The sequence below is a fragment of the Micromonospora sp. NBC_00421 genome, assembly GCF_036017915.1.
GTDB lineage: Bacteria > Actinomycetota > Actinomycetes > Mycobacteriales > Micromonosporaceae > Micromonospora.
On the sequence record NZ_CP107929.1, the window covers coordinates 5,143,282 to 5,168,676 of the forward strand.

Here is a 25,395-nt window from a genome sequence, read left to right on the forward strand (position 1 = left end):
ACACGAGGGCCGCCCGGCTGAGCCGGGCGGCCCTCGTCGTGATCGCGTCTCAGCCGGCGACGGCCGCCGGCTCGCCGGCCGGCGCGGCGTCGGCACCCGGCGTCGCCCGGACGGACCCGGGCACCGTGGCGGTGAGGGCGGACGACTCGGCGGGAGCGTGGGCCGGGGCCACCGGGCGCACCTCACCGGCGGCCAGCCGGTAGGACATGCCGACCACCGCGCAACGCCCGGCCGCCACCTCGGCGGCGATCACCGGGGAGTTGCCGAGCAGCACCTCGACGGTCTGTGCGATGTGGATGTCGACGATCCCGTCGATGTCGTGCACCCCCTCCTGGGCCGCCCGACGCAGGCTGGGCCCGACGGCGGCGACCACCGAATAGAGGTGCCCGGGGGGTTGGGTGCCGGTGCGGGCCGCCTCCCGGGCTGCCTGCACCGCCCCGCAGGAGTCGTGCCCGAGGACCACCACCAACGGGGTGCCGAGCACCGTCACCGCGTACTCGACGCTGCCGAGCACCTCGGGCCCGGCGGTGTGCCCGGCGGTCCGGACCACGAAGAGGTCACCCAGACCCCGGTCGAAGATGATCTCGGCGGCGAGCCGGGAGTCGGAGCACCCGACGATGACCGCGAAGGGGTGTTGGCCGTCGGCGACTGCCGCCCGGTGGCCGGCGCCCTGGTTGGGGTGCCGGGGCGCCCCGGCGACGAAACGCCTGTTGCCGGCTTGCAGCTCGGCCAGCGCCTGGGTCGGAGTGATCGGGGCCATTGCCTCACCTCGGTCCGGGATCGCACCTGGTCACGCCGGCCGGCGGCGACGACGGCCGTGTCCCCACGGTCACACGCAGCGAAAGGTACGTCAAGATTTCGTGATACACGTTTCAGGCGTTGGTCCGGGGGATGTCGACGGCGGGTCGAACGCCGGGCGTGGGCGGACGCGAACACCGGCCGGCGGCGGGCTTTCCGGGTACGGGCCATACGATGACCGGCATGGCAACGACGGCAGGCGGCACCGGGAGCACCCGGAACTGGACGTTCCTCACCAACCACGGTCACGTGCTGCTCGCCATCGCCCGCAACCCCACCGCCCGCCTGCGGGACGTCGCAGGGGAGGTCGGGGTGACCGAACGGGCCGCCCAGGCGATCGTCGCGGACCTGGAGGCCGGCGGCTACCTGCGGCGTACCCGGGTCGGCCGCCGCAACGAGTACACGATCGACCCGAGCGGGCACTTCCGGCACCCGGCCGAGGCCGACCGCCAGGTCGGTGACCTGCTCGCCCTCTTCACCCCCGACCCGGCCGACTCCGACGCCTGAGCGGCAGGTGTCCGCCACCCGGCACCCGGTGGCCCGGGTCACCGGTCCGGTCGGATCGCCGACGCTGCGCGGACGGCCGGGTGTGGATAGGCTGTACGGGTGATCCGCGTAGCTTCCGCCCCGCCCGTCTGGGTGTCGAGGCTGCGCGACCTGACCCGGCTGGCGGTGACCGCGCTGGTGCTCGCGGTCGGTCTCGGTGGGATGTTCGCCACCACCGGCGGCCCGGCCGCCACCGCTGTCCGACCGCCCGTGGTGACCTCCCGGGTGGCTGCGCTGCCCGGCGAAGACCGGCCCGGAAACGAGCGGTTCGCCGACACCCGCCCCGGTGACGAACGGATCGTCGACGAGACCGTCCGGCCGGATCCGCTGCCGGCCGCCTCCGCCGAAGGCTCCACCGCGCGGGCCCCCGAGGCGACGCCGGACCCGGCCCGGGACGCCACCGGCCGACGCGGTCCACCCCGGAGCTGAGCGGCGCGGCACCCCTCGGTGCCCGTCCGGCCGCCGCGAACGGCCGCTCCCGACCGAGATCCGGTCCGGCGCGAGCCGGCCCGGTGGTCCCAGGACCCGCCGCCCACAGCTCCCCGTCCGTCGGGCTTCCGTCCGTCCACATCGTTGTACCACCGTGAGGTGCTGGTAATGCAGACCGTGTTCTCCGCCGTCCTGCCCGATGTCCCCGCCGCCGCCGGAATCTGGCTGATCCTGCTCGCCGTCGCGGCCGTCGCCGTCGCGGTCCTGGTGGTCCGTCCCGACCGGCTCCGGCCGGCGGTGACAGGCCGGTTCCGGGAGGCCGCCCTGCCGACCGACCCGGAGCGCGCCGAGCAGGACCGGGAGCACACCCGGTACGCCGAGGAGGTGGCGGTGGCAGCCGACCGGGCCGGCACCACCGCCGGCCGGCTGCGCGCCGAGTGGTTGGCCGCCCAGGACGAGGTCGAGTCGGCCTGGGCGACCCTGGAGTCGGCCGAGGTCCACCTCAGTCGGCTCGTCGCCGCCGCGGCCATGCCGCTGCCGCACACCGGCCAGACCCCGGCCGAGTACGCCGACCGGGAGCGCTGGCTGCACCGGGCCGCCGTGGACGCGCACCAACGGGGCGAGTTGTCGGACGCACAACTCGACGACGTCTTCGCGCACCGCGCCGGCTGGGACCCGCGCCGGCACCCGGTGGAGCAGGAACTGGTGCTGCGCCGCGCGACGCGGGACCACCTGGCGGCCCGGCACCGGGCGGCGGTCGCGCGGGAGCAGGCGGCCTGGCGGGCCGCCGACCTGGCCGGCGCCGCGGCCCGCAGCCTGCGTGACGAGGCGTTCGCGGCGATCGACCGCCGACCGGAACGGGCCGAGTCGGTGGTGCCGATGCCGGAGAACCCCCGCCCGTGGGCGGAAACCACCCGGGAGAACACCACCGTGGCGCGCGGTCGGGCCGCCGTCGCCGCCTACTGACAGAGATGATGTTGGTGAGCACCTCCCGCCCGGGGTCTGACCCAGCTACTGACTGACTTCGGGTCCTTAACGGGATTTGTCGGCCTCGGTCGGGAGGTGCTCGTGCACTCACTGGACGTGGCGTTGTGACTTCATAGGAGCCTGGCTAGAGGCCCCGTCTCTGTCTTGTCCGCGTTGCCCGGCTGGTGCGTGCCGCCCTGCTGCCAGCCACGAACGACAGGACGACGATGCCCTCTATTACACCCGATATCGCCATGATCGAGGTCGCCGGCGGCGTCGATACTCACCTGGACACCCACACCGCGGCGGTGATCGACCAGGTCGGCCGAGTGTTGGGCACCCAGCAGTTCCCGGCCACGGTGGCCGGCTACACCGCGTTGTTGGCCTGGATGCGCGGTTTCGGTCGCCTGGGGCGAGTCGGGATCGAGGGCACCGGCGCTTATGGGGCCGGTCTGGCCCGCCGGCTGCGCGACGAGCAGGTCGAGGTGATTGAGGTCGACCGGCCCGACCGTAAGACCCGCCGGTTCCAGGGCAAGTCCGACCCGATCGACGCCATCCAAGCGGCCAAGGCCGCCCTGGCCGGCGACCGGACCGGGATCCCCAAGCAGCGCGACGGCCGCGTCGAAGCCCTGCGCAACCTGCGGGTGGCCCGGCGCAGCGCCGTCGACCAGCGCGCCGACACCCAACGCCAGATCAAGACCCTGATCGTCACCGCCCCCGACGAACTACGCGCCCAGCTACCCGGCCTGACCGTCAAGCAGCTGATCACCGTCTGCGCGAGGATGCGACTCGACCCGGCCGACGCCGCAGCCCCCGTAACCGCCGTCAAAATCGCCCTGCGGTCCCTGGCCCGTCGCCACCAACAACTGTCCGCCGAGATCACCGACCTGGACGAGGTCCTCGATCCCTTGGTGGCCGCCATCAACCCCGGCCTACTCGCCGCCAACGGCGTCGGCACCGACGTCGCCGGCCAACTGCTGGTCACCGCCGGCGAAAACCACGAACGGCTCGCCTCCGAAGCAGCCTTCGCCATGCTCTGCGGTGTCGCCCCGATCCCCGCCTCGTCCGGCAAGACCACCCGGCACCGCCTCAACCGCGGCGGCGACCGCCAGGCCAACGCCGTCCTATACCGAGTCGTGCTCTGCCGCCTGCGCTGGGACCCCCACACCCGCGAATACATGCAACGCCGCACCAAGGAAGGCCTCTCCAAGAAAGAGATCATCCGCTGCCTCAAGCGCTACATCGCCCGCGAGCTCTACCAGCTCATCACCTCAAACGATCTCCAACTCGCCGCTTGACATCCATAGGAGCATCCACCCCGCCGACGGCCGACCCGCCGACCCGCCGGGCCGGCGGCGGACCACGGCAGAGCGGGCCGGGTTGGGCTAGCGTTGCGGGCATGTCCCGGGAGATGTGGGTACTCGTCGTCGTCGGCGGCATCCTGGCGCTGGCGACGCTTGTCGGCGCGGTCCTGCTGGCGATACGGGTGGTCCGCACCCGGCGGCTGCTCGGCACGCTCGGCATGGGCGGCAAGGTGGCCTTCTACGGCGCCCTGATCTACACGATCCTCCCGGTCGACGTGTTGCCCGACCCGATCTACCTGGACGACATGGGGGTGCTGGCCGGGGCCCTGATCTATCTGACCCGCCTGGCCCACCAGCGCCGGACGGCCGATCGACCGCTGCCCGGCCGACCGGATGCTCCGACCGCCGGATCCGGCACCCCGCCCGGTCCGGGTCGGTCCCGCCAGATCGTGTCATGATCGGGGCCGAGCCGGGGCGACGCCGGCCACGGGACGGGGAACGGACATGGCCGGCAGGCACCAGTTGGACCCGTACGACGAGCGCGTCCTGGCGTTCTGCCGCGAGCGGCACCTGGCCACGCTGACCACCCCGCGTGCCGACGGCACGCCGCACGTCGTACCGGTCGGGGTGACCTACGACGCGCCGGCCGGGCTGGCCCGGGTGATCACGTCCGGTGGTTCGGCAAAGGCCCGGCACGTGGAGGCCGCCGGAGCGGCGGGGGTTCCGGTAGCGGCCTGCCACGTCGACGGCCGCTGGTGGCTGACCATCGAGGGTCGGGCGGTGCTGCGCACGGACCCCGAGGCGGTGGCCGAGGCGGAGCGCCGGTACGCCGAGCGCTACCGCCAGCCGCGCCCCAATCCGGAGCGGGTGGTCATCGAGATCACCGTGAACCGCCTCCTGGGCGCCCTCCCACCCGCCGCGTCCCACTAGGACCCGCGACGGCGGGCCTTGCCCCACCAGAAAAGCGTCTCGCGACCCGCCGGCCTACTGACGACGGGCGGCGGGCAGGTGCGTGCGGGTCCTCGTCCGCTCATCGACGGTGATGGGTTCGGGTGGCCCGGGGCGGGGGTACAGGCCCCACCGGGAGCCGATCCGTCCGCAACCGGTAAGGGGCACCGAGATGAGCAACGCACAGGCCACCACGGGTCAGGACGTCGTGGACGTCCTGACCACCGACCACCACGAGATCGAGGCGATCTTCATGGAGCTGGCGGCCCGACAGGGTGACGCGGAGCATCGTCGCCGACTGGCCGACGTGTTGATCGCCGAGTTGGTCCGGCACGCGGTCGCCGAGGAGATGTACGTCTACCCGACCGCCCGCCGGGCACTGCCCGACGGCGACCAGCTCGCCGAGCACGAGATCGCCGAGCACGCCGCGGCCGAGCGGACGCTGAAGGAGCTGGAGCCGTTGGACCCGTCCGACGCCCGCTTCGAGCCACTGATCAGCCATCTGACCAAGGCCATCCGGCACCACGTGCAGGAGGAGGAGTCGGAGCTCTTTCCCCGGCTGCGGGCGGCTGTCGCCCGCGAGGAGCTCGTCGAGCTGGCCGACCGGGTGCGGGCGGCGAAGCGGCACCTGCCGACCCGCCCGCATCCCGGCGCCCCGGACCACCCGCCGGCGAACCGGCTGATCAACCCCGGCACCGGGCTGGTCGACCGGATCAGGGACGCGCTGAGCGGGCGACCGACCACCATGGCGGAACTGCACGACGACGCGCAGGACTGAGCGGGGGTGGTGGTCGCTTCCGGGTACCCCGCCGGAGGCGACCACCACCCGGTCAGGGTTCCGGAGCGATCCGGCTGTCGTCCGCCGCGTCGGAGACCACGATCGCCTCCATCGGGCAGGACTCGGCGGCGTCCAGCACCGCTTCCGCCGGGTCGATCCGCTCGGCCACCGGCCGGGACAACCCGTCCACCAGCACGAAGTGGGTCGGGGCGTAGCCCGCGCAGATTCCCGTCCCGATGCACCGGGTCGGGTCCACGTGCACCCGCCAGCCGCGCTCCCCCATCTGCCCCATCGTCCCTTCCGCTACCAGCCGACGGGCAACGCCGTCAGGCCCCGGACCAGCAGGCCGCTCTTCCAGGTCAGCGCCGACTGGGGCACCGCCAATCGCAGGCCCGGGGCCCTGGCCAACAGCGTCTCGATCACCACCTGGAGTTCCATCCTGGCCAGTTGGGCACCGATGCAGTGGTGCGGCCCGTGCCCGAAGGCGAGGTGCGGGTTGGCCTCCCGGTCGAGGTCCAACCGGTCGGCGTCGGGGAAGACGGTCTCGTCCCGATTGGCCGAGGGGATGGAGACCAGCACCGGTTCCCCGGCCCGGACCAGCACCCCACCGAGCTCGACGTCCACCAGGGCGTACCGGGCGAACGCGGAGGTGGCACCGAGCGGGATGAAGCGCAGCAGCTCCTCCACGGCGGACGGCACCAGGGCCGGCTCGGCGCACAGCCGCTGCCAGACGTCCGGCTCGGTCAGCAGGACGTAGACCAGGTTGGGGATCTGGGTCACGGTGGTCTCGTGCCCGGCGGCCAGCAGCCCCGCCGCCAGGCGTACCACCTCGTCCTCGGTGAGTCGGTCGGCGTTCTCGTCGCGGGCCCGGACCATCGCCCCGATCAGGTCGTCGGTGGGCGTCACCCGCCGCTGGGCGATCAGCCCGGCCATGTACGACAACAGGTTGTCGAGATAGCTCTGTGCCACCTCCGGTCGTAGCGACGTGGTCGACACGATCGCCTCCGACCAGGTGTGGAACCGGTCCTGGTCGGCGACCGGCACCCCGAGCATGTCGCAGATGACCCGGATGGGCAGCGGGGTGGCGACGTGCGCGACCAGATCGGCCGGTGACCCGGCGGCGATCATGCCGGCCACCAGTTCCCCGGCCAGCTCCCGGGTACGCGGGCGGAGTTCCTCGACCCGGCGGGCGGTGAACGCCTTCGCCGCCAACCGGCGCAGCCGGCTGTGCTCGGGCGGATCCATTCCGAGGATGCCGGCCTCCCGCTGGTACGGGATGCTGCGCGGCTCGTCCCGGCCGACGGCGGCGGCCCGGCTGAACCGGGGGTCGCCCAGCACGGTACGCACGTCGGCGTGCCGGGTGGCCAGCCAGGCCGGTTCGCCGTACGGGAGTTGGACCCGGATCAGCGGCTCGTCGCGCCGCAGCCCGGCGTAGCGGGGGTCGACGTCGAGCCGGTGCGGATCGCTGAACGGATACGGCCGGGCGATCGTGGCGTGCGTTGTCTCGGTCACCGGGGATGCTCCCTCTCGTCGACGGCCCGCAGTGCCGCGCGCCGGTCCACTCCACACGACTCCACGGTGAGTCATGCCCCGACTGCGGATAGTAGCGAGACTCTTCGATGGTTGCCAGAGGTGAGCAGTTTTTGACACGACACTGCCGGGCCACCCGTGTTCGGTGGCCCGGCAGGTGGGAAGCGCTCAGCGACCCTGGTCGCCCTCACCGGTGCGCGCCTGGGCCGCGTCGACACCCTTGTCGATCTGCTCGTCGTACCTGCCGCCGGTCCGCTTGTCGGCGTAGTCGCCGGCCTTGTCCAGACCCTGATCGACCTGCTTGTCGTGCTTGTCGGCGAAGTCCTTGGCCTTGTTCATGAAATCGCTCATGACGTCCTCCTCGTCGTCAGCCTGCTGGTTCCCCGACCACCCGGGCGCAAACACCACGGCGCGCCGTGGCACGGCGGCAGCAGGCGAGCCGGGGCGCGGGGTGGGCCGACCGGGTGTCGAGACCGACCGGGTCGGGTATCGACCCCGCCGAGACCGAGGAGGATCCGACGTGGTCGAGGACGGTGCCGGGCGTACGCCCGAAGTGACGGCGGCGGGCGCCCGCCCCACCCCACGGCAGGCCTGGGCGACGCTGCCCTGGCTGGTCCGCACGGCGGTGGTGTGGAGCGCCTGCCTGGTGGTCGTGGTGCTCGGGTGCTACCTGCTGGGCAAGGTGGCGGTGCTGCTGGCGCCGCTGGCGATCGCGGTGGCGGTGACCCTGTTCCTCACCGCGCTGCTGGATCCGGTGCTGCTGGGCCTGCGGCGGCTACGGGTGCCGGCCGCGCCGGCCGCCCTGCTGACCGTCCTGTTGCTGCTCGGCGTGCTGGTCGGGGTGGGGGTGCTGGTGTGGAACCTGACCGCCGCCCAGTTCGGGGAGCTGAGCCAACAGCTCGACGAAGGGCTGCAACGCTCCCGCGACTTCGTCACCGAGACCCTGCCGGTCAGTGACGCCCAACTCGACAAGCTGGTCGGGCAGGTCCGGGACGGCCTGGGCGGCGGCGCCCCCGACCCGGTCGGCGGGGCCCGTACGGCGGCCGAGGCGGCCGGCTCCACCCTGCTCGCCCTGGTGCTGCTGTTCTTCCTGCTCAAGGACGGCCGGTCGATGTGGCACTGGGTGCTGCGCCGGATGACCGGCCCGAACCGTACGGTGACCGCCGAGGCGGGCCGGGCCGGCTGGCGGACCCTCGGCTCGTACAGCCGGGGCACGATGCTCATCGCGGCCATCGACGCGATCGGCATCGGGCTGGCGCTGGTGCTGCTCGGGGTGCCGTTGGCGCTGCCACTGGCGCTGATCACCTTCCTCGGCGGCTTCGTCCCGATCATCGGGGCGACGGTGGCCGGCGCGGTCGCCGTCCTGGTGGCGTTGGCCGCCAACGGCCCGACCACCGCGTTGCTGGTGCTGGCGGCGGTGATCGCCGTCCAGCAGATCGAGGGCAACCTGCTGGAGCCGTTGATCATGAAGCGGCAGGTGCAGCTGCACCCGGCGGTGATCCTGGTGGTGGTCACCGCCGGCACGCTGATCGCCGGCATCGCGGGGGCGTTCGTCTCGGTGCCGATCGCGGCGGTCGCCTACCGGGTGGTCGACACAGTCCAGCGGCACCGCGAGCAGGCCGCGTCGACGCCGCCGGACGACCGCCCGCACCACCGCCACACCGACCCACCCGCCACCCCCGCCTGACCCACCGATCCATCACCCCCACACCGCTGGCCATGATCGTGGAAAGGACGTGCGACAACGACGAGACGCCGCCGGGCCTCGTGTCGCCGCCCCAGCCGCCCCCGCGACCCGAGCCACCGCAGCTTTCCAAGATCATCACAATGAGGGCTGTCGGGTCGGGACGGAGAGGTGCCGGGTGAACCAGCCGGCGGCGGCGTCGGCGACCTCGTCCAGCGTGCCCGGTTCCTCGAACAGGTGGGTGGCACCGGGCACCACCCTCAGCTCGTGCGGGGCGGTCAGCAGCCCGGCGGCCTGCTCGTTCAGCGTGATCACCTGCTCGTCGAGGCCCCCCACCAGCAGCAACGTCGGCGCGCGTACCTCGGCCAGGGCCGGGCCTGCCAGGTCGGGCCGGCCACCCCGGGACACCACCGCGCCGACCCGCTGCGGACGTCCGGCGGCGGCCACCAGGGCGGCGGCGGCACCTGTGCTCGCCCCGAACAGGCCGACCGGCAGCCGGCCCAGCGTGGGTTCCGCCCCGAGCCAGTCGACGATCCCGGCGAGCCGACCGGCCAGCAGGTCGATGTCGAAGCGCAGCTCGGCGGTACGGGCGTCGACCGCGTCCTCCTCGGCGGTGAGCAGATCCACCAGCACGGTCACCAACCTTCGGCGTTGGAGCACCCGGGCCACCGCCACGTTGCGCGGGCTGTGCCGGGAGCTGCCACTGCCGTGGGCGAAGAGCACCACACCTGTCGCGTCGTCCGGCCCGTCGACGTCCGCCGGCAACCGGGCGTCCGGCAGCGGCACCGTCGCCTCGGCGCGTACCCCCATGGTGTTGCTCCTTTCCGCCCGTGCGGTCGGTGGCGGTTACCCGCCCGGTGGCCGATCTCACCCTTGCCGCCCTCGCCCGGTGCCGCGCTCGCCCGGTGCCGCGCTCGCCCGTTGCCTTGACACCGGCGACAAGGTCTAGCGTGACGCCAGGGACGGGCCGAGGAGGTCGGATGCTGATCGGTGAGCTGGCGGAACGGGCCGGCACGAGCACCCGCACGCTGCGGTACTACGAGACGCACGGGCTGGTCCGGCCACGCCGCTCGGCCAACGGCTACCGGGTGTACGACGAGGCCGAGCTGCGGGTGGTGCACGAGATCCGGGCGCTGCTGGCGGTCGGCTTCGGCCTCGACGACATCCGGCCGTTCGTGGCCTGTCTGCGGGCCGGCCACGCCTCCGGGGACGTCTGCCCCGACTCGGTCGCCGTGCTGCGCCGAAAGCTGGCCGAGGTGGACGCCTACCTCGACCGGCTCGGCACGGTACGACGCCAGCTGCACGAACAGCTCACCCAGGCCATCACGCAACGGGAGGAAACATGTCTCAGGACACGGCAGCGGGACCGCTGACCGCCGTCACCGACGCCACCTTCGCCGACACGGTGCTGACCGCCGACCGGCCGGTGGTGGTCGACTTCTGGGCGGACTGGTGCCCGCCCTGCGTCGGGACCTCCCGACACCTGGCCGAACTGGCCGAGGAGTTCGGCGACCGGCTTCGGGTGGTCACCGTGGACACCGACGCGAACCCCGCCACCGCCCGGACCTACGGGGTGATGTCGCTGCCCACCATGCTGGTGTTCGTCGGCGGCGAGGTGGTCGGCTCGATCATCGGCGCCCGGCCGAAGAACCACCTGCGGCTCGCCTTCACCCGCCACCTCGACGGCTGAACACCGAACCGCACCGGCACGGCGGCGTCTGCCGCGATGTCCGGGCGGCGATGTCGGAGGCTGGTGCCGTTTGCGGCGGTGGCGGGCGGGAAGTCGGGCGGGACACCGGCGCAGCCGCGCCCCGCACGGATCACGAGGTTCGCCATGGCCAAGCGGAAGGCACGTCAGCAGACCCGGACCATCGAGCAGGAGCGCCCCGAACAGGACGCCGAGCACAACCCCGACTGGGCGGACGAGGCGGCGCAGGCGCGTACCCCGGACGACCCGCGGGCGGTGGCACCGCGCGATGCCGCTGGCCGCCCCTCCGACGGCCCTCAGTTCTGACCCCCCGGCGGCCGTCGGGGTCGAGGGAGGACACCAGGCACGTTGTGTGGACAGTTCTTGTCGCTCCCGCGACAAGAACTGTCCACGATGGACCCGGAACAGCACGACCGGCCGGACCGCACGATGGACCCGGAACAGCACGACCCGGTTGGCCGGGCGAGGTCAGGAGCGGGATTCCGGGAGGCGCAGCAGCGGGGCCCGACCGGGCGGCTGTTCCGGGTCGGGGCCGTCCTGGTGGGTCTGCGGTACGGGTACCGTCACCGGCGCGGCGGAGGTGACCCGGACGGTCTGGCCGTGGTGGCGCAGCTCCACCTCCGTGTCCGGGCCGCCGTTACGCAGTGAGTAGGTGGTCTGGTGCGGCCGGACGTCCACCCGCAACCGCATCGACCGCCACTGCAACGAGAACTCCAACCGGCTCAGCCGGCTGGACAGCCGGGGGGCGAACGACAGCTCGCCGTCGTGGTCGCGCAGCCCGCCGAAGCCGGCGACCAGCGCGATCCACGCCCCCGCGAGTGACGCCATGTGTACGCCGTCGCGGGTGTTCTCGTTCAGGTCGTGCAGGTCCATCAGCGCTGCTTCCCGCAGGTAGCTGTGGGCCAGTTCGGGGTGGCCCACCTCGGCCGCGAGCACCGCCTGGGTGCAGGCCGACAGAGACGAGTCCCGCACCGTACGCCGCTCGTAGTAGAGGAAGTTGCGCAGCTTCTGCGCCTCGGTGAAGGCGTCCCCCCGCCAGTGCATCGCCAGCACCAGGTCGGCCTGCTTGACCACCTGCTTGCGATACAGATCGAAGTACGGGTAGTGCAGCAGCAGCGGGTACTTTTCGGCCGGGGTGTGCTCGAAGTCCCACTCCTGGAGCCGGGTGAAGCCCTCCACCTGCTCGTGCACATCGAGGTCCTCGTCGTACGGGATGTGCATGGCCTGGGCGGCGTCGCGCCACTCGGCCGCCTCCTCCTCGGTCACCCCGAGGTCGAGGGCCTCGTCGCGCAGGCGCATCGCGCAGTCGGCGGCGGTGAGCAGGTTCCGCTGCGCCATCAGGTTGGTGTAGATGTTGTCGTTCTTGACCGCCGTGTACTCGTCGGGGCCGGTCACCCCGTCGATGTGGAACCGGCCGTACCGGTCGTGGTGGCCCAGCGAACGCCAGAGCCGGGCGGTCTCCACGAGCAGTTCCAGGCCGATGTCGCGTTCCAGTTGCTCGTCGCCGGTGACCAGCACGTAGCGGCGCACCGCGTCGGCGACGTCGGCGGCGATGTGGAAGGCGGCGGTGCCGGCCGGCCAGTACGCCGACGACTCCGGGCCCTCGATGGTGCGCCACGGGAAGGCCGCGCCGGCCAGGTTCAGCGTACGGGCCCGTTCGTGGGCCTGCTCCAGGGTGGCGTGCCGCCAGTACAGCGCGTCGCGTACCGCGCCGGGCTGGGTGTACGTCAGCACCGGCAGGACGAACATCTCGGTGTCCCAGAAGGCGTGCCCGTCGTAGCCGGGGCCGGTGAGCCCCTTGGCGGAGATCGGTCGCCGCTCGGCCCGCGCCCCGGCCTGGAGCACGTGGAACAGCCCGAACCGGACCGCCTGCTGCACCTCCGGGTCCCCCTCGACCCGGACGTCGGCGGCGTCCCAGAACTCGTCGAGGTATTTCCGCTGCTCCCGGTGCAGACCGTCCCAGCCGGTCAGCCGGGCGGCGGCGAGCGCCGCGCCGACCTGGTCACGCAGCGCCGGCAGGGAGCGCCGGCTGGACCAGCCGTAGGTGAGGTACTTGACCACCCGCAGCGACTCGCCGGGCTGGAGCACGCAGCCGACCGTGGTACGGACCCAGTCCTCGTACCCCTCGGACTCGATCGTGGTCCGGCTCGGTGCGGTGACGTCATGGCCCATCCCGGCGGCCACCCGCAGCCCGCTGACCTTGGTGCGGTGGATGAGCAGACCGCCGTCGTCGGTGGTCAGCTCCTCCTCGGCCTGCAACGGTGACTCCAGCACGGCGGCGACCCGGGGGTCGCGGCTCTGCGCCGGCAGGTTCTCGTTGGCGACCAGCTCGGACTGGAGGATCAGCCGCAGCGGGCCGCTGACCGCCTCCACCTCGTAGTGGATAGCGGCGACCGAGCGCTGGGTGAAGGAGACCAGCCGGGTGCTGCGGACCTTCACCTCCCGGCCGGCGGGCGAGCGCCAGTGCATCTCCCGGTAGAGGGTGCCGGCCCGCAGGTCGAGGACCCGTTGGTGGCTGAGCAGCTCGCCGTAGCGCAGGTCGAGGGGTTCGTCGTCGACGAGCAGCCGGATCAGCTTGCCGTTGGTGACGTTGACGATGGTCTGCCCCGACTCGGGGAACCCGAACCCGGCCTCCGCGTAGGGCAGTGGACGCAGCTCGTAGAAGGAGTTCAGGTAGGTGCCGGGCAGGCCGTGCGGCTCGCCCTCGTCGAGGTTGCCGCGCAGCCCGATGTGGCCGTTGGAGAGCGCGAAGACCGACTCGGACTGGGCCAGCACGTCCATGTCGAGACGGGTCTCCCGGATGTGCCACGGCTCGACCGGATAGGCCCGTTCGCGGATCATGCGGCCGGTCCGGTCAGCAGGTCAGCGAGGTCGGTGACCACCACGTCGGCACCGTGGGCGCGCAGCTCGTCGGCCTGCCCGGCGCGGTCGACACCGATCACGTACCCGAAGTCGCCGGCCCGGCCGGCGGCCACCCCGGCCAGCGCGTCCTCGAAGACGGCGGCGTCGGCGGGGGCCACCCCGAGCAGCTCGGCGGCGGCGAGGAAGGTGTCCGGATGCGGCTTGCCGCGCAACCCCTCGGCGCGGGCGACCAGCCCGTCGACGCGTACCTCAAGCATCGGTTCCAGGCCGGCGGCGGCGACCACGTCGCGGCAGTTGGCGCTGGCCGAGACCACCGCGCGGCGCAACCCCGCCCGCTCGGCCGCCTTCAGATAGGCCACCGATCCCTGGTACGCCTCGACGCCGTCGTGGTGGATCCGGTCGAGCAGCACCACGTTCTTGCGGTTGCCGACACCGTTGACGGTGTCCGCGCCCGGCGGGTCGTCCGGGCTCCCCTCGGGCAGGGTGATGCCCCGGGAGGCGAGGAAGGAACGCACCCCGTCGGCGCGTGGCTTCCCGTCCACGTAGCGGTTGTAGTCCGGGCCGGGATCGAACGGCCGGAACGGTTCGCCGCTGGCCTCGGCGTGCCGGCGCAGCAGGTCGTCGAAGGTCTGTTTCCAGGCGGCGTTGTGCACCTTGGCGGTCTGGGTCAGCACGCCGTCGAGGTCGAAGAGGCAGGCGGTCACATGAGCAGGTAGGCCCAGCACGCTACGAATCTATCCACCGTCCCGGTCGGGCAAACCCCTTTCCCCACCCGCCACGCGGGCCGACAACCCGGGGCGGGGCAGGGTCAGCGCCAGCCGACGTCGATGCGGTCGCCGCGTTCGTCGAAGAAGTGCAGGGCGTCCATCCGGACCGCGACCGCCATCGGGTGACCCGCCGAGATCGCCGGGTAGGGGGCGAGCCGTACCGCCAGCTCGGCCGGGCGGCGGTGGTGCCGGCCGGGGTCGTTCAGCACGCTGCCCCGGTTGCCGCCGGGCGTCGGGGCGGGCTCCTCCGGTTCGCCGGCCCGCCCGGTGAGCCGGGACATGACCTGGCCGAACCGGCGCAGCCCACGCTGGCCCGGGACGGCGTCCTCGGCGGGGGCGCTCATCTCGTCCACCATGATGGCGGTGGCGCCGATGTCGAGGAAGGCGAGCGACTCGTGCCCGTGGTGCTCCAGGTAGCGGACCCGCCCCTGGAGCACGTCACCGGGGGTGTCCGGGGCGACCGGGGTGAGCGCCTCGGCCCGCATCCCGACCACGATCCGCTCGCCGTGGTAGTGCGCCACCGCCCGACTGCGGATGTCGTCCCACGGCAGGTAGAGCGCCTGGTCACCGAGGGTGAGCGTGACGTACCTGTCGAGGTGGACATAGACCGACGCCTCGAGCAGGTTCATCCGGGGGCTGCCGAGGAAGGCGGCGACGTACAGGGTCGCGGGCCGGCCGTACACCTGGGTGGGGGTGCCCACATCCTGGAGCACGCCCTTGCGCATGATGGCCACCCGGTCAGCCATGGTCAGCGCCTCGGCCTGGTCGTGGGTGACGTAGATGGTGGTGACGCCCAGCTCGCGGGTGAGCCCGGAGATCTCGGCCCGCAGCTCGGCGCGCAGGCCGCTGTCGAGGTTGGACAACGGCTCGTCCATCAGGAAGAGCCCCGGCCGGCGGACGATCGCCCGGCCCATCGCGACCCGCTGCCGCTGACCGCCGGAGAGCTGACTCGGCTTACGGGCGAGCACGTCGCCGATGCCGAGCGCGCTGGCCACGTCCTGCACCCGCTCGCCGCGCGGTTCCGGCTCGATCCCGGACAGCTTCAGTGGGAAGCCGATGTTGTCACCGACCGACATGTGCGGATAGAGCGCGAAGTCCTGGAAGACCATGGCGATCCTCCGGTCGCGCGGCGGCAGGTCGTTGGCGACCTCACCGTCGAGCAGCACCGCACCACTCGTCGGGTCCGCCAGACCCGCGATCATTCGCAAAACGGTTGATTTCCCGCAGCCGGACGGGCCGAGCAGCACCATGAACTCACCGTCGACGACGTCGAGGCTGACGTTGTCGACGGCGACTGTTCCGTCCTGGAAAACCTTTGTGACGTCCTTCAGCGCGACGGTGGTCACCGTCTCCTCCCCCAGCTTGGCCGAACCCCGGGGTTGACTGTGACGAGCATCATCGGGTTAGCACATCGGGTAAACGTGCCATGTTCGACTGATGACAGCCCTATTACGGGCCAGTACGGCGATCCACCACGGATCACCCAGGTTCTCCGAGGAACACCCGGCGGACCACCCGCTCGGCGGCGTGCCCGTCGTCCCAGCGGCAGAACCGCTCCCGGAACTCCTCCCGGGCCCGGTCGGCCGACGCCCCGGTCACCGCGCCGGAGCGGAAGACCCCACATAGTTCGTCGAAGGTCGACGCGACCGCGCCCGGCGGCTCGGCGGTGACGTCGAAGTAGACCCCCCGGGCCACCCGGTAGGCGTCCCGGTCCGGCGCGTAGATCACGATCGGCCGGTCCAGGACCCCGTAGTCGAACATCGCCGACGAGTAGTCGGTGACCAGCACGTCGGCGGCCAGGTAGAGATCCTCGACGGCACCGACGGCACTGACGTCGACCACCCGTCCCCCGGTACGCCGCCGGTCCCGACCGTCCCGGTCGTGGAAGTAGTGGCTGCGCACCAGCAGCCGCCCCGCCGGCCCGAGCACCTCCAGCAGCCGGTACGGGTCGAACGGCGGCCGGTAGCCCGGCAGGTGCTCCCGGTGGGTGGGCGCATAGAGCACCACCCGCTCACCCGGGGCGATCCCGAGCCGGGCGCGCACCGCCCGCACCTCCTCGGCGCTGGCGGTGACCAGCCGGTCGTTGCGCGGATAGCCCACCTCCAGCCGCACGTAGTCCGCCGGATAGGCGCGGTCCCACATCTGAGTGGAGAAGGCGTTGGAGGTGATGCTGTAGTCCCAGCGGTCCACCCGGCGCAGCAGCCCGGCGAAGTCCATCCCGACCGCGCCGAGCGGGTACCGCTGCTGGTCCAGGCCCATCACCTTGACCGGGGTGCCGTGGTGGGTCTGCACGTGCACCTGGCCCGGTCGCTTGCGGACGAAGTCGGGGAAGTTCACGTTGTTGACCAGCCACCGGGCCCGCGCCAGCGCCCGCTGACACTCGCGGGTGCCGGCGACGACGTACTCGGTGCCGGGCGGGAGGGTGTCGATCCGGTCCCGCCGGACGATCCACACCCCCCGTACCTGCGGGGCGAGCCGGCGGGCGGCGGCGTCGATCGCCGCCGGGTTGCAGGCGTAACCGCGGTACCAGTAGGCGGCGTAGACGGCGAGCGTCGGGTCGATCGGCCGGCGCAGTTCGGCCCGGTAGTACTCGTGCAGCAGCGCGTCCCGGGCCAGCCGGGCGGTCCGCCGGGCCACCGGCCGGGCCCGCCGGCCGGCCACCCGCGCGGTCTCCCGGGCCTGGTTGACGGTACGCAGCGCGCTGAAGGTCCGCCACCGCCCGGTGGCGACCAGCAGGTGCTTGACCCCGTCCAACCCTCCCGGCACCGGGTAGCCCCCGGCCGGGTGGAAGCGCCTGTGGTCGGCGGTGATCCGCCGGAAGAACGCCTGCCGCAGTTCCGGGGCGATCCGGTCGCCGTTGCCGAGCACTGTCAGGTAGTGCCAGATCATCCGCTCGAAGACCACCGGCCGTAGCCCGGCCGACTCCGGTCGGTCGTCGAGGAAGCCGAACACCCGGTGCCACTGGTCGAAGACCTCGAAGTGCCTGTCGTCGAGGGTCCGGGTGATCGCGCCCGCCCGGCGCTGCCGGTAGTTGACGCAGACCCGGTCGAGCACACCGATCCGGTCGGCGGCCAGCAGCACCGGGTAGCTGAATGCGACGTCCTCGTACCAGCCGGGGGCGAAACGCAGCCCGAGGCCGGTCAGGAACTCCCGGCGGACCGGCCGGTTCCAGGCGGTGTGCAGCAGGCGTAGGGTCTGCGGCCGGTCCGCCAGCCGGAAGGTCGCCGCACCGGGCGGCTCGGGAAAGACCTCCGGCAGTGCGCTTCGGGTGGCGTGCCCGTCCCAGTGCACCCGGACGTGGTCGACAAGCAGCACGTCCGGTCGGGTGGCGGTGAGCCGGTCGGCCACCTCGGGCAGGCAGTCCGGGGTGAGCCAGTCGTCGCCGTCGAGGAACCAGACGTACTCGCCAGTGGCCCGGTCCAGCCCGGCGTTGCGGGCCGGACCGAGCCCGACGTTGTGCGGCAGTCGTACCGCCCGGACCCGGGGGTCGCGGGCCGCGTACTCGGCGAGGATGTCGCCGCAGCCGTCCGGGGAGGCGTCGTCGACCCCGATCACCTCGATGTCCCGCACCGGCTGGTCGAGCAGCGAGTCCAGGCATTCGCGCAGGTAGCCCTGCACCCGGAAGGCCGGTACGACGAAGCTGATCAACGTCATCCGGCCGCCCCTGTCGTCAGCCCGCCCTGTCGTCAGCCCGGCGAACCACCCCGCACGGGTACGGCCGCCGCCCGGCTCGCGCGGGCCGGCAGGACCACCCAGGCCAGCACGACACTCGCCACGAAAACCACCAGAAGGTACGCACCGAGTGTAGCCATGGCAGGGCCGGCAAATCCGGCGATCGCCGCCACCGCCAGCAGCACCGAACGCCCCTCCCAGCCCAGCGTCCAGGCGTGCAGTGGCGGGGCCGCCTGCCGCTTCTCCAACCGGGCGGTCAGGTCGTAGTGGTGCACGGTAAGCACGAAGACGTACCCGAAGATCAACCAGGCCGGCACCCCGCCGACCACCCCGACCACCACGGCGAAGAGGTACTCGCCGGCCCGCAGCGCCGCCGGCACCAGCCAGTCCAGCGGCCCGTTGTGCGCCGCGCCCGCCCCCAGCCCGGCCACCAGCAGCACCAGCAGCGCCACCGGCAACCACCAGCGCAGGCCACCCGGGTCGGCGTCACCGGCCGACCGGAGCAACCCCACCACCAGCAGCACCGCCGGCCCTAGTGCCCCGAGCACCGCCAGGGTCAGCGGACCCATCGGGCGGACCACAGGCAGCCGGGCCGCCAGCGGGCCGTCGTCACGGTGCAGCGTCGCGTCGACCGTGTCCAGCACCGGCACCCACATCCAACGCGCCCGCAGGGTCCGCAGCGCACCCGTGTAGCCGAACGCCAGCACCCCCCACACCAGCACCGAGACCAGGCTGACCAGCGGCCCGAACAGCGCGGCGGTGACCGCGATCAGCGCCCACCGCTCGCCGATCGGGAAGACCACCGTCCGCTTCAGCCAGTACGACACCGAGCCGGTGTCCGCCTGCACCCGGGTCGAGGCGGCGTTCAGCTTCCCGCCGATCCCCCCGGCGGCCGGGGTGGCCGGGCGGGGACGCCGGGCCGCCTCGTCGTGCAGCACCCCGTACCAGGCGTCGGTCATGTGCCGGACGGTCTGCAGGGTCATCGCGGCGATGGCCAGCGCCCAGCCGTAGCGGAACCCGGCGTGCGTCGCGCCGTAGCCCAGCCCGGCGTAGACCAGGTACTCCTTCGCCCGGTCCGCCATCGTGTCCAGCCAGCCGCCCCAGGCGCTGAAGTGCCTGGTGTAGCGGGCCAACTGTCCGTCCACGCAGTCCAGCACGAAACCCAGGTAGAGCAGGACCGCGCCGGCCACCAGGGCGACCCGGCCACCGGCACCGAAGAGCACCGCCGCGACCACCGCGAAGAGCACCGAGATCATGGTGACCCCGGTCGGCGTCAGGCCCAGCCGGGCACACGCCTTCGTCACGTACGGCGACCAGGTGCTGACGAAGTAGGTGGTGAAGAAGTCGTCCCGCTCCTTCACCGACAGCCGCAACTCGGCCCGGTCCTCGTCCACCCCGGCCAGGGCCGCCTCGGCGGCGGCCAGCTCGGCCGGATCGGCCACCCGGTGCGCCACGAGCAGGCGTACCCGGTGGGCGAAGGTCAGGGTGCCGAGGTCGGTGAGCGCGGCGAACAGCCGGTCCACGGCGGAGCCGGCCGCGCCCCCCGCTACCGGGCTGTGGGCGGCCTGCGCCGTCACCGGGCCGTGGGCGGCGCGGGCCGCGGCGGCCAGCGCGGGCAGGTCGTCCGCGCCGACCCGCAGCGCGCCGCCGAAGACGCCTGTGGCGTCGGGCAGCTCCGGGCCGGCGTCGACCACCTGCCCGCGCTCCTCGCGGACCACCGTCCGGCCTTCGGCCGGCGGGTCGGTGAGCACCAGGGCCACCGTCGGGCCGACCGGACTGGTCACCAGATGCTTCAGTACGGCCGTGTGCGCGACCAGGTCGGCCCCGGTGACCAGGACCGGGCCGGTGACGGTGTCCACCAGGGCGGCCAGCTCGGTCAGACCGGTGACGGTGGCGACCCGGTCCGCCCCGGCCCGGCGCAACTGCTCGGCGAGCCGGTCGGCAAGTGGTCCGCCCGTGCCGGTGGGCGGGCCCGCGGCCGGCGCACCGGCGGCGAGCACGATCGCCACTGTCACCTCGGCACCGCGGCGTGGTACGCGTCGAGCGCCTCGGCGACCGTCCCGTCCACGGTCAACCGCCCACCGTCGAGGTAGAGCCCCCGACGGCAGAACCGGGTCAGGTCCTTCTCGTTGTGTGACACCAGCACCAAGGTGCGCCCCTCCGCGAGCAGTCGGTCGATAGTCGAATAACACTTCTTGCGGAACTCCGCGTCGCCCACCGCGGTCACCTCGTCCATCAGCAGGACCGGGTGCGGCAGGTGCGAGATGATCGCGAATCCGAGCCGTACCTTCATCCCCGATGAGTAGTGCCGGACCGAGGTGTCGATGGCCCGCTCCACCTGCTCACCGGCGAACGACACGATGTCGTCGAAGTGCCGCTTCAGGTAGCCCGAGGACAACCCGTGCAGCCCGCCGACCAGGTAGAGGTTCTCCCGCCCGGTCAGGTCGTTGGAGAACCCGGCGGAGAGCTCCAGCAGCGGCGCGACGTCGCCCCGGACCCGGATCCGCCCCTCGTCGGGGATGAGCACCCCGGCGATCAACCGCAGCAGGGTGCTCTTGCCGGTGCCGTTGCGCCCGATCACGCCCAGCGTGTCGCCCGCCTCGACAGTGAACGAGACGTCCCGCAGCGGCCAGAACTGGCCCGCGACGGCGGCCCGACCGCCCCGGTGGATGAAGAGTTCCCGCAGCCGCAGCTGCCGACGACGGTTACGGACGAAACGGATGCCGAGACCCTGCGCCTCGATGATCGGCGGCACCTACAGTTCCTTCAGCACGGCCGGTTCGAGCCGGCGGAACGCCCACCAGCCGGCCACCAGCACCAGCAGGCTGCCGGCGATCGTGGTGGTCAGCAGCCGGGCGTCCGGGAACTCGTCCGGGTACCAGATGGCGTGCTGGAGCTGGAAGATGCCGACCAGCGGGTTCAGCTCGTACGCCACCTTCACCCAGGTCGGCATGCCGGACTCCCGGACCAGGCTCAACGGATAGATGATCGGGGTGGCATAGAAGAGCACCCGGATGACCAGCCGCATGAACCGCTCCACGTCGCGCATCAGCACGTTCACCGCGGACAGCAGCAGGGCCAGCCCGACCAGCAGGGTGCCCTGCACGGCGACGGCCAGCGGCAGGCTCAGCAGCGACCAGCCCAGCTCGATCCGGCCGTGGGCGGCGTAGACGGCGGCGACGGCCAGCAGGATCGGCAGGCCGGCGACGTACTCGGCGAACCGGCCGGTGACCCGGCCGATCGGGAAGACCTGCCGGGGCACGTTCATCGTGGTGATCAGGCGGGACTGCCCGGTCAACGCGTTTGTCGCCTCGCTCAGTGCCGAACTCGTCCACATCCAGGCGAAGATGCCGGTGATCAGGAAGAGCGGGTACGACCCGGCGGCCTCGCCGAGGTGCCGGTTGGTCGGCCCGGAATAGAGCACCCCGAAGACGAAGAAGTAGATCGCGCCCATCCCCAGCGGCTCGATCAGCGACCAGAAGTAACCGAGCACGGACTGCTGGTACTTCACCGCGAGATCGCGCCTGACCAGGATGCGCAGCGAGTTGCGGTGCGACCACAACGCCGTGACGCCTGCGGTCACCGTCGCCTCCCGCCTGACAACAACGGACGACAGGTTAGCAGTCGGTGAACGAACGCCCCTCAGCACTCGATCACGTTGACGGCCAGGCCGCCGCGTGCCGTCTCCTTGTACTTGACCTTCATGTCCGCCCCGGTCTCGCGCATGGTCTTGATGACCTTGTCGAGCGAGACGTGGTGCACCCCGTCGCCGCGCAGCGCCAACCGGGCCGCCGTGATCGCCTTGATGCTAGCCACCGCGTTGCGCTCGATGCAGGGGATCTGCACCAGCCCCCCGACCGGGTCGCAGGTCAACCCGAGGTTGTGCTCCATGCCGATCTCGGCGGCGTTCTCCACCTGCTCGGGGGTGCCACCCAACGCCTCGGCCAGCCCGGCGGCGGCCATCGAACAGGCCGACCCGACCTCGCCCTGACAGCCCACCTCCGCCCCGGAGATGGAGGCGTTCTCCTTGAACAGCACCCCGATCGCCCCGGCGGCCAGCAGGAACCGCACCACCCCCTCGTCGGAGGCGCCCGGCACGAACCGGGTGTAGTAGTGCAGCACCGCCGGGATGATCCCGGCCGCGCCGTTCGTCGGGGCGGTGACCACCCGGCCACCCGCCGCGTTCTCCTCGTTGACCGCCAGCGCGAACAGGGTCACCCAGTCCATCGCGCGCAGCGGGTCGGTCGAGCCGGCGTCCGCCTCCAGGCTGCGGCGCAGCTCGGCGGCGCGACGACGGACCCGCAACCCACCCGGCAGTACGCCGTCCCGCTCGCCGCCGTGCGCCACGCACTCCCGCATCACCCGCCAGATGTCCAGCAGCCCCGCCCGCACGTCCGCCTCGCTGCGCCAGGACAGCTCGTTGGCGAGCATCACCGCGCTGATCGACAGGCCGGTGCCGGCGGTGACCTCCAGCAGCTCGGCACCTGTGGTGAACGGATGCCGGACCGGGGTGGCGTCCGGCCTGATCCGGTCCGCCCCGGCCGCCGCCTCGTCCACCACGAACCCACCACCGACCGAGTAGTACGTCCGGGTGAGGACCTGCTCCCCCGCCGCGTCCCAGGCCGAGAAGACCATCCCGTTCGGGTGGTACGGCAACGACCGGCGGCGGTGCAGCACCAGATCCCGGTCCGGCTCGAAGTCGATCTCCTGGGTGCCGAGCAGGGCGAGCCGGCGCTGGGCACGGATCTCGGCGACCCGGGGCCCGACGCTGTCGGTGTCCACCGTCTCCGGGCTCTCCCCGGCCAGCCCGAGCAGCACCGCCCGGTCACTGCCGTGGCCGTGGCCGGTCGCGCCCAGAGAACCGAACAGCTCGGCCCGGACCCGGGCGACGGTGTGCAGCAGCCCGTCGGCCTTCAGCCCGGTGACGAAGGTACGCCCGGCCCGCATCGGGCCCACCGTGTGCGAGCTGGACGGGCCGATGCCGACACTGAAGAGGTCGAAGACACTGATCATCGCTGCGCTTCCTCGCCGTCGCCCCGGTGGTGCCGGGTCCGGCCGGGTTCGTGGCCACCCGGGGTCCCGGCGACCTGCGGATCCCGCCCGGGGTGGGGGCGGCGTCGACCGGCGAGCCTACCCGCCCACCCCGGGCCCACCCCACCCCACGCCCCACCCCACGCCCCACGCCCGCACCCCGCACCCCGCACCCCGCACCCCGCACCCCGCACCCCGCACCCCGCACCCCGCACCCCGCACCCCGCACCCCGCACCCCGCACCCCGCACCCCGCACCCCGCACCCCGCACCCCGCACCCCGCACCCCGCACCAAGATCGTGCTACTTCCTGGTTGTCAACGTTGTTGCGTTAGGTGGAACGGCTGTTCGTCAACCAGCGCTGCCTCGCCGATCATGGAGTTGTGGTGGGTAACAGAACGCCCGTAAAACCCCCAAAGTCGGCACCACCACTCCATGATCGCCGAGCGGGCCCACCCCGCTCCCCGATCGGGCACTTCCTGTCCCGGGTTGACCAGCCGCCCACGGCGTTAACGCAACGGGGTTGTCCTGGTTGTAGTGGCATCCCCGTGCGGCGAGGCCACTACAACCAGGATCGAGCGCGGTCCTCCTCGGTGGCCCGCCAGCGGCGGACGGCCGGCGCCGGGCGGGGACAGCGAGGCAGCAGGGCAACGGCGCGGTGGCGGGACCCCGGGGCAGCGGCGCGGTGGCGGGGGCTTGGCGCGCGGCTGGCGGTGGGGGCGGCGCGGTGGCGGGGGCTTGGCGCGCGGCTGGCGGTGGAGGCGGGGCGGCGCGGTGGCGGGGCGGGCGGTGGGGGCGGGCGGTGGGGGCGGCGGGGCTCGCAGTGGAGGGCTTGGCGGGCCGGGCGGGGATGGGCCGGGCGGGGATGGGCCGGGCGGGTTCCGGGGGCGTCAGCTGAGGCCGACTCGGGTAACCACCTACGGGTACGGGGTCATCGGATCACCCTCGGGACGGAGGGCACGGTGGCCGCCCCTTCCTACCGTGGAGTGCAGCGCGGCGGATCGCCGCAGAGTGGGAGTACGACGATGAGTCGCAAACTGGTCCGACCCCGTGAGGGGCGCATGCTCGCCGGTGTCTGTGCCGGCCTGGCCCGCCGGTTCAACACCTCGGCCAACCTGGTCCGGCTGCTGTTCCTGCTGTCGCTGCTGCTGCCCGGCACCCAGGTGATCGTCTACCTGGTGCTGTGGATCCTGATGCCCAACGAGGACCGGTACGCCACCACCACCTACTGACCGCGCCGGGCCACCGGCGAAGGCCGCCAGGATGCCGCCACCCCCGGCCGGGGAGACGGCATCCTGGCGTCCCCACCCCGCTGGCGCCAGTTCCCTCGACGCCCTCGATGCCCGCCAAGGTGCCACTCCCCGGCACCGGATCGGTCACCCGTCGACACGATCCAGTGCAGGTCGTACGCGGCGGGGTTGTGCCCGGTGATCAAGAGGTTTGCGTCAGCTTGAAGATCAAGACTGACGCAAACCTCTTGATCACCGGGACCGCCGGCGCTGGTCCTGCAGCGCCATCGCCTCGCGGCCCCGGTGGCGCGTGGTGGTCTGCCCGGAACCCGAACGGTGGTGGCGCTGCAGGTCAGGGGGCCGTGTAGGTGATGGTGATCTTCTCGTAGCCGAGCGAGCGGAGCAGGCCCTCCAGCATCTTGCGGGTGTTCTCCTCGGCCCGCTGGGCCAGCCCGCTGTCCCGGGCCGCCGCGGTGATCCGCTCCTCGGCCATCCGGTAGACCTGCTGCTGCCGGTTGGGGTCGCCCTTGACCAGCTCACTGATCCGGTTGAACAGGCCGCGTTCCTCGGCGAAGACGTAGCTCTTGTCCAGGTCGAGGTTGGTCTTGCCGAGCTGCGGCGCGGGCAGCTTGACCTCGACGGACTTGCCGTCGGCCGACGGCACCACCGCCCCCTCGGAGATCTTGCCGAAGTCCACGTACGCCTCGACGCTGCCCGCCCCGACGAAGAGGGTCCGCTGGTTGAGCAGGAACTCCGGCACGTTGTTGCGGTCGTTCTGGAGGTCGACCACGACCTGGAAGTTGCCCTCCGCCGCGACGTAGCGGCTGAGATCCTGGATCGACTTGAGCAGCGGCGGCTGGCTGCGGTCGGTCTGTTCCTTGGCGAACGGGTTGCGGAAGTCCGGGAAGATCCCGGTCACCTGGGTGCCGAGCAGCACCACCACGACCAGCGCCGCCGCACCGAGCACCCAGAGCAGGCCCCTGGCCGGGCCACCCGCGCGGGGCGGGTCGGCCGGTGGGGTGTCGGGGTCGGCCGGGTCGCCCGACCGGGTACGCAGTGTGTCGGCGGTCGGGTAGCCGGGGAACTCACTCTGGGGGGTCTCACCGTCGCGGGCCATCGCCCTCACCGTCCTCGTCAGACACGT

At 72.5% G+C, this 25,395-nt stretch carries 26 protein-coding genes; 12 read left to right on the forward strand and 14 right to left on the reverse strand.

Annotation, left to right across the window (positions count from 1 at the left end; genetic code table 11):
* Positions 1-49: 49 nt before the first annotated feature.
* Positions 50-760 carry a carbonic anhydrase gene (locus tag OHQ87_RS21695; protein WP_328340586.1) on the reverse strand — a complete coding sequence of 237 codons (711 nt, stop codon included), beginning with the start codon at positions 758-760 and terminating at the stop codon, positions 50-52.
* Between the two features lie 212 nt (positions 761-972).
* Here OHQ87_RS21695 and OHQ87_RS21700 point away from each other — a divergent pair, with 212 nt between their 5' ends.
* From OHQ87_RS21700 to OHQ87_RS21730, 7 genes are all read left to right on the forward strand, one after another.
* Positions 973-1,305, forward strand: a complete 333-nt coding sequence (locus OHQ87_RS21700; protein ID WP_328340588.1) for a helix-turn-helix transcriptional regulator — start codon at positions 973-975, stop codon at positions 1,303-1,305.
* Positions 1,306-1,404: 99 nt separating this feature from the next.
* Complete coding sequence (locus OHQ87_RS21705) at positions 1,405-1,773, forward strand: hypothetical protein (RefSeq protein WP_328340589.1); 369 nt, start codon at positions 1,405-1,407, stop codon at positions 1,771-1,773.
* Between the two features lie 168 nt (positions 1,774-1,941).
* A complete protein-coding gene (locus OHQ87_RS21710) occupies positions 1,942-2,739 on the forward strand; it encodes a hypothetical protein (RefSeq protein ID WP_328340590.1) in 798 nt (265 codons plus the stop codon).
* A gap of 254 nt (positions 2,740-2,993) precedes the next feature.
* A complete protein-coding gene (locus OHQ87_RS21715; protein ID WP_328338473.1) occupies positions 2,994-4,037 on the forward strand; it encodes an IS110 family transposase in 1,044 nt (347 codons plus the stop codon).
* Between the two features lie 101 nt (positions 4,038-4,138).
* A complete protein-coding gene (locus OHQ87_RS21720; protein ID WP_328340593.1) occupies positions 4,139-4,501 on the forward strand; it encodes a YkvA family protein in 363 nt (120 codons plus the stop codon).
* A gap of 46 nt (positions 4,502-4,547) precedes the next feature.
* The gene (locus OHQ87_RS21725) at positions 4,548-4,973 is read left to right on the forward strand and encodes a pyridoxamine 5'-phosphate oxidase family protein (protein WP_328340595.1); all 426 of its coding nucleotides are present in this window, start codon (positions 4,548-4,550) and stop codon (positions 4,971-4,973) included.
* A gap of 190 nt (positions 4,974-5,163) precedes the next feature.
* On the forward strand, positions 5,164-5,769 hold the full coding sequence (locus OHQ87_RS21730; protein ID WP_328340597.1) for a hemerythrin domain-containing protein: 606 nt from the start codon (positions 5,164-5,166) through the stop codon (positions 5,767-5,769).
* Between the two features lie 52 nt (positions 5,770-5,821).
* Here OHQ87_RS21730 and OHQ87_RS21735 read toward each other — a convergent pair whose 3' ends face one another.
* The 3 genes from OHQ87_RS21735 to OHQ87_RS21745 all read right to left on the reverse strand — a co-directional run bounded on the left by OHQ87_RS21735 (position 5,822) and on the right by OHQ87_RS21745 (position 7,650).
* Positions 5,822-6,052, reverse strand: a complete 231-nt coding sequence (locus OHQ87_RS21735) for a ferredoxin (protein ID WP_328340599.1) — start codon at positions 6,050-6,052, stop codon at positions 5,822-5,824.
* A 20-nt stretch (positions 6,053-6,072) separates the two neighbouring features.
* Positions 6,073-7,281 carry a cytochrome P450 gene (locus tag OHQ87_RS21740; RefSeq protein WP_328340601.1) on the reverse strand — a complete coding sequence of 403 codons (1,209 nt, stop codon included), beginning with the start codon at positions 7,279-7,281 and terminating at the stop codon, positions 6,073-6,075.
* 186 nt (positions 7,282-7,467) lie between these two features.
* Positions 7,468-7,650 (reverse strand): antitoxin, encoded by a 183-nt coding sequence (locus OHQ87_RS21745; protein ID WP_088643551.1) that lies wholly within the window; start codon positions 7,648-7,650, stop codon positions 7,468-7,470.
* 169 nt (positions 7,651-7,819) lie between these two features.
* On the opposite strand from OHQ87_RS21745, the gene OHQ87_RS21750 reads away from it, so the two are divergent.
* A complete protein-coding gene (locus tag OHQ87_RS21750; protein WP_328340602.1) occupies positions 7,820-8,986 on the forward strand; it encodes an AI-2E family transporter in 1,167 nt (388 codons plus the stop codon).
* 135 nt (positions 8,987-9,121) lie between these two features.
* Here the strand turns inward: OHQ87_RS21750 and OHQ87_RS21755 are convergent, their stop codons facing one another.
* Complete coding sequence (locus OHQ87_RS21755) at positions 9,122-9,793, reverse strand: dienelactone hydrolase family protein (protein WP_328340603.1); 672 nt, start codon at positions 9,791-9,793, stop codon at positions 9,122-9,124.
* A 170-nt stretch (positions 9,794-9,963) separates the two neighbouring features.
* Between OHQ87_RS21755 and OHQ87_RS21760 the strand changes: the two genes are divergently transcribed.
* The 3 genes from OHQ87_RS21760 to OHQ87_RS21770 all read left to right on the forward strand — a co-directional run bounded on the left by OHQ87_RS21760 (position 9,964) and on the right by OHQ87_RS21770 (position 10,997).
* The gene (locus tag OHQ87_RS21760) at positions 9,964-10,356 is read left to right on the forward strand and encodes a MerR family transcriptional regulator (RefSeq protein ID WP_328340605.1); all 393 of its coding nucleotides are present in this window, start codon (positions 9,964-9,966) and stop codon (positions 10,354-10,356) included.
* Complete coding sequence (locus tag OHQ87_RS21765) at positions 10,326-10,673, forward strand: thioredoxin family protein (RefSeq protein ID WP_328340607.1); 348 nt, start codon at positions 10,326-10,328, stop codon at positions 10,671-10,673. Before OHQ87_RS21760 ends, OHQ87_RS21765 begins: the two co-directional genes overlap by 31 nt.
* Positions 10,674-10,817: 144 nt before the next feature.
* Positions 10,818-10,997, forward strand: coding sequence for a hypothetical protein (locus OHQ87_RS21770; RefSeq protein WP_328340610.1), 180 nt, complete (start codon positions 10,818-10,820; stop codon positions 10,995-10,997).
* Between the two features lie 162 nt (positions 10,998-11,159).
* Here OHQ87_RS21770 and OHQ87_RS21775 read toward each other — a convergent pair whose 3' ends face one another.
* From OHQ87_RS21775 to OHQ87_RS21810, 8 genes are all read right to left on the reverse strand, one after another.
* Positions 11,160-13,532 (reverse strand): glycoside hydrolase family 65 protein, encoded by a 2,373-nt coding sequence (locus tag OHQ87_RS21775; RefSeq protein WP_328340612.1) that lies wholly within the window; start codon positions 13,530-13,532, stop codon positions 11,160-11,162.
* Positions 13,529-14,278 carry an HAD family hydrolase gene (locus OHQ87_RS21780; RefSeq protein WP_328340613.1) on the reverse strand — a complete coding sequence of 250 codons (750 nt, stop codon included), beginning with the start codon at positions 14,276-14,278 and terminating at the stop codon, positions 13,529-13,531. The genes OHQ87_RS21775 and OHQ87_RS21780 overlap by 4 nt, the downstream gene beginning before the upstream one ends.
* An 83-nt stretch (positions 14,279-14,361) precedes the next feature.
* The gene (locus tag OHQ87_RS21785; RefSeq protein ID WP_328340615.1) at positions 14,362-15,666 is read right to left on the reverse strand and encodes an ABC transporter ATP-binding protein; all 1,305 of its coding nucleotides are present in this window, start codon (positions 15,664-15,666) and stop codon (positions 14,362-14,364) included.
* A gap of 133 nt (positions 15,667-15,799) precedes the next feature.
* Entirely contained in the window at positions 15,800-17,974 is a 2,175-nt protein-coding gene (locus OHQ87_RS21790; protein ID WP_328340617.1) for a bifunctional glycosyltransferase/CDP-glycerol:glycerophosphate glycerophosphotransferase, read from the reverse strand.
* 32 nt (positions 17,975-18,006) lie between these two features.
* Positions 18,007-20,007, reverse strand: a complete 2,001-nt coding sequence (locus tag OHQ87_RS21795) for a DUF5941 domain-containing protein (RefSeq protein WP_442930587.1) — start codon at positions 20,005-20,007, stop codon at positions 18,007-18,009.
* Positions 20,004-20,747, reverse strand: coding sequence for an ABC transporter ATP-binding protein (locus OHQ87_RS21800; RefSeq protein ID WP_328340619.1), 744 nt, complete (start codon positions 20,745-20,747; stop codon positions 20,004-20,006). Before OHQ87_RS21800 ends, OHQ87_RS21795 begins: the two co-directional genes overlap by 4 nt.
* Positions 20,748-21,575: an ABC transporter permease gene (locus tag OHQ87_RS21805; RefSeq protein ID WP_328340621.1), complete on the reverse strand. Its 828-nt coding sequence runs from the start codon at positions 21,573-21,575 to the stop codon at positions 20,748-20,750.
* Between the two features lie 59 nt (positions 21,576-21,634).
* A complete protein-coding gene (locus tag OHQ87_RS21810) occupies positions 21,635-23,005 on the reverse strand; it encodes an L-serine ammonia-lyase (RefSeq protein WP_328340624.1) in 1,371 nt (456 codons plus the stop codon).
* A 1,042-nt stretch (positions 23,006-24,047) separates the two neighbouring features.
* Between OHQ87_RS21810 and OHQ87_RS21815 the strand changes: the two genes are divergently transcribed.
* A complete protein-coding gene (locus OHQ87_RS21815; protein WP_328340626.1) occupies positions 24,048-24,254 on the forward strand; it encodes a PspC domain-containing protein in 207 nt (68 codons plus the stop codon).
* Between the two features lie 349 nt (positions 24,255-24,603).
* On the opposite strand, the gene OHQ87_RS21820 is transcribed toward OHQ87_RS21815, so the two are convergent.
* Positions 24,604-25,368 carry a DUF4230 domain-containing protein gene (locus OHQ87_RS21820; protein ID WP_328340628.1) on the reverse strand — a complete coding sequence of 255 codons (765 nt, stop codon included), beginning with the start codon at positions 25,366-25,368 and terminating at the stop codon, positions 24,604-24,606.
* Between the last annotated feature and the right edge of the window lie 27 nt (positions 25,369-25,395).

Excerpts from the sequence above, each read along its gene's own strand:
- OHQ87_RS21695 (WP_328340586.1), bottom strand. The coding sequence starts at position 760 with ATGGCCCCGATCACTCCGACCCAGGCGCTGGCCGAGCTGCAAGCCGGC.
- OHQ87_RS21700 (WP_328340588.1), top strand. The coding sequence starts at position 973 with ATGACCGGCATGGCAACGACGGCAGGCGGCACCGGGAGCACCCGGAAC.
- OHQ87_RS21710 (WP_328340590.1), top strand. The coding sequence starts at position 1,942 with ATGCAGACCGTGTTCTCCGCCGTCCTGCCCGATGTCCCCGCCGCCGCC.
- OHQ87_RS21715 (WP_328338473.1), top strand. The coding sequence starts at position 2,994 with ATGATCGAGGTCGCCGGCGGCGTCGATACTCACCTGGACACCCACACC.
- OHQ87_RS21720 (WP_328340593.1), top strand. The coding sequence starts at position 4,139 with ATGTCCCGGGAGATGTGGGTACTCGTCGTCGTCGGCGGCATCCTGGCG.
- OHQ87_RS21725 (WP_328340595.1), top strand. The coding sequence starts at position 4,548 with ATGGCCGGCAGGCACCAGTTGGACCCGTACGACGAGCGCGTCCTGGCG.
- OHQ87_RS21730 (WP_328340597.1), top strand. The coding sequence starts at position 5,164 with ATGAGCAACGCACAGGCCACCACGGGTCAGGACGTCGTGGACGTCCTG.
- OHQ87_RS21735 (WP_328340599.1), bottom strand. The coding sequence starts at position 6,052 with ATGGGGGAGCGCGGCTGGCGGGTGCACGTGGACCCGACCCGGTGCATC.
- OHQ87_RS21745 (WP_088643551.1), bottom strand. The coding sequence starts at position 7,650 with ATGAGCGATTTCATGAACAAGGCCAAGGACTTCGCCGACAAGCACGAC.
- OHQ87_RS21755 (WP_328340603.1), bottom strand. The coding sequence starts at position 9,793 with ATGGGGGTACGCGCCGAGGCGACGGTGCCGCTGCCGGACGCCCGGTTG.
- OHQ87_RS21760 (WP_328340605.1), top strand. The coding sequence starts at position 9,964 with ATGCTGATCGGTGAGCTGGCGGAACGGGCCGGCACGAGCACCCGCACG.
- OHQ87_RS21765 (WP_328340607.1), top strand. The coding sequence starts at position 10,326 with ATGTCTCAGGACACGGCAGCGGGACCGCTGACCGCCGTCACCGACGCC.
- OHQ87_RS21770 (WP_328340610.1), top strand. The coding sequence starts at position 10,818 with ATGGCCAAGCGGAAGGCACGTCAGCAGACCCGGACCATCGAGCAGGAG.
- OHQ87_RS21775 (WP_328340612.1), bottom strand. The coding sequence starts at position 13,532 with ATGATCCGCGAACGGGCCTATCCGGTCGAGCCGTGGCACATCCGGGAG.
- OHQ87_RS21790 (WP_328340617.1), bottom strand. The coding sequence starts at position 17,974 with ATGACGTTGATCAGCTTCGTCGTACCGGCCTTCCGGGTGCAGGGCTAC.
- OHQ87_RS21810 (WP_328340624.1), bottom strand. The coding sequence starts at position 23,005 with ATGATCAGTGTCTTCGACCTCTTCAGTGTCGGCATCGGCCCGTCCAGC.
- OHQ87_RS21815 (WP_328340626.1), top strand. The coding sequence starts at position 24,048 with ATGAGTCGCAAACTGGTCCGACCCCGTGAGGGGCGCATGCTCGCCGGT.
- OHQ87_RS21820 (WP_328340628.1), bottom strand. The coding sequence starts at position 25,368 with ATGGCCCGCGACGGTGAGACCCCCCAGAGTGAGTTCCCCGGCTACCCG.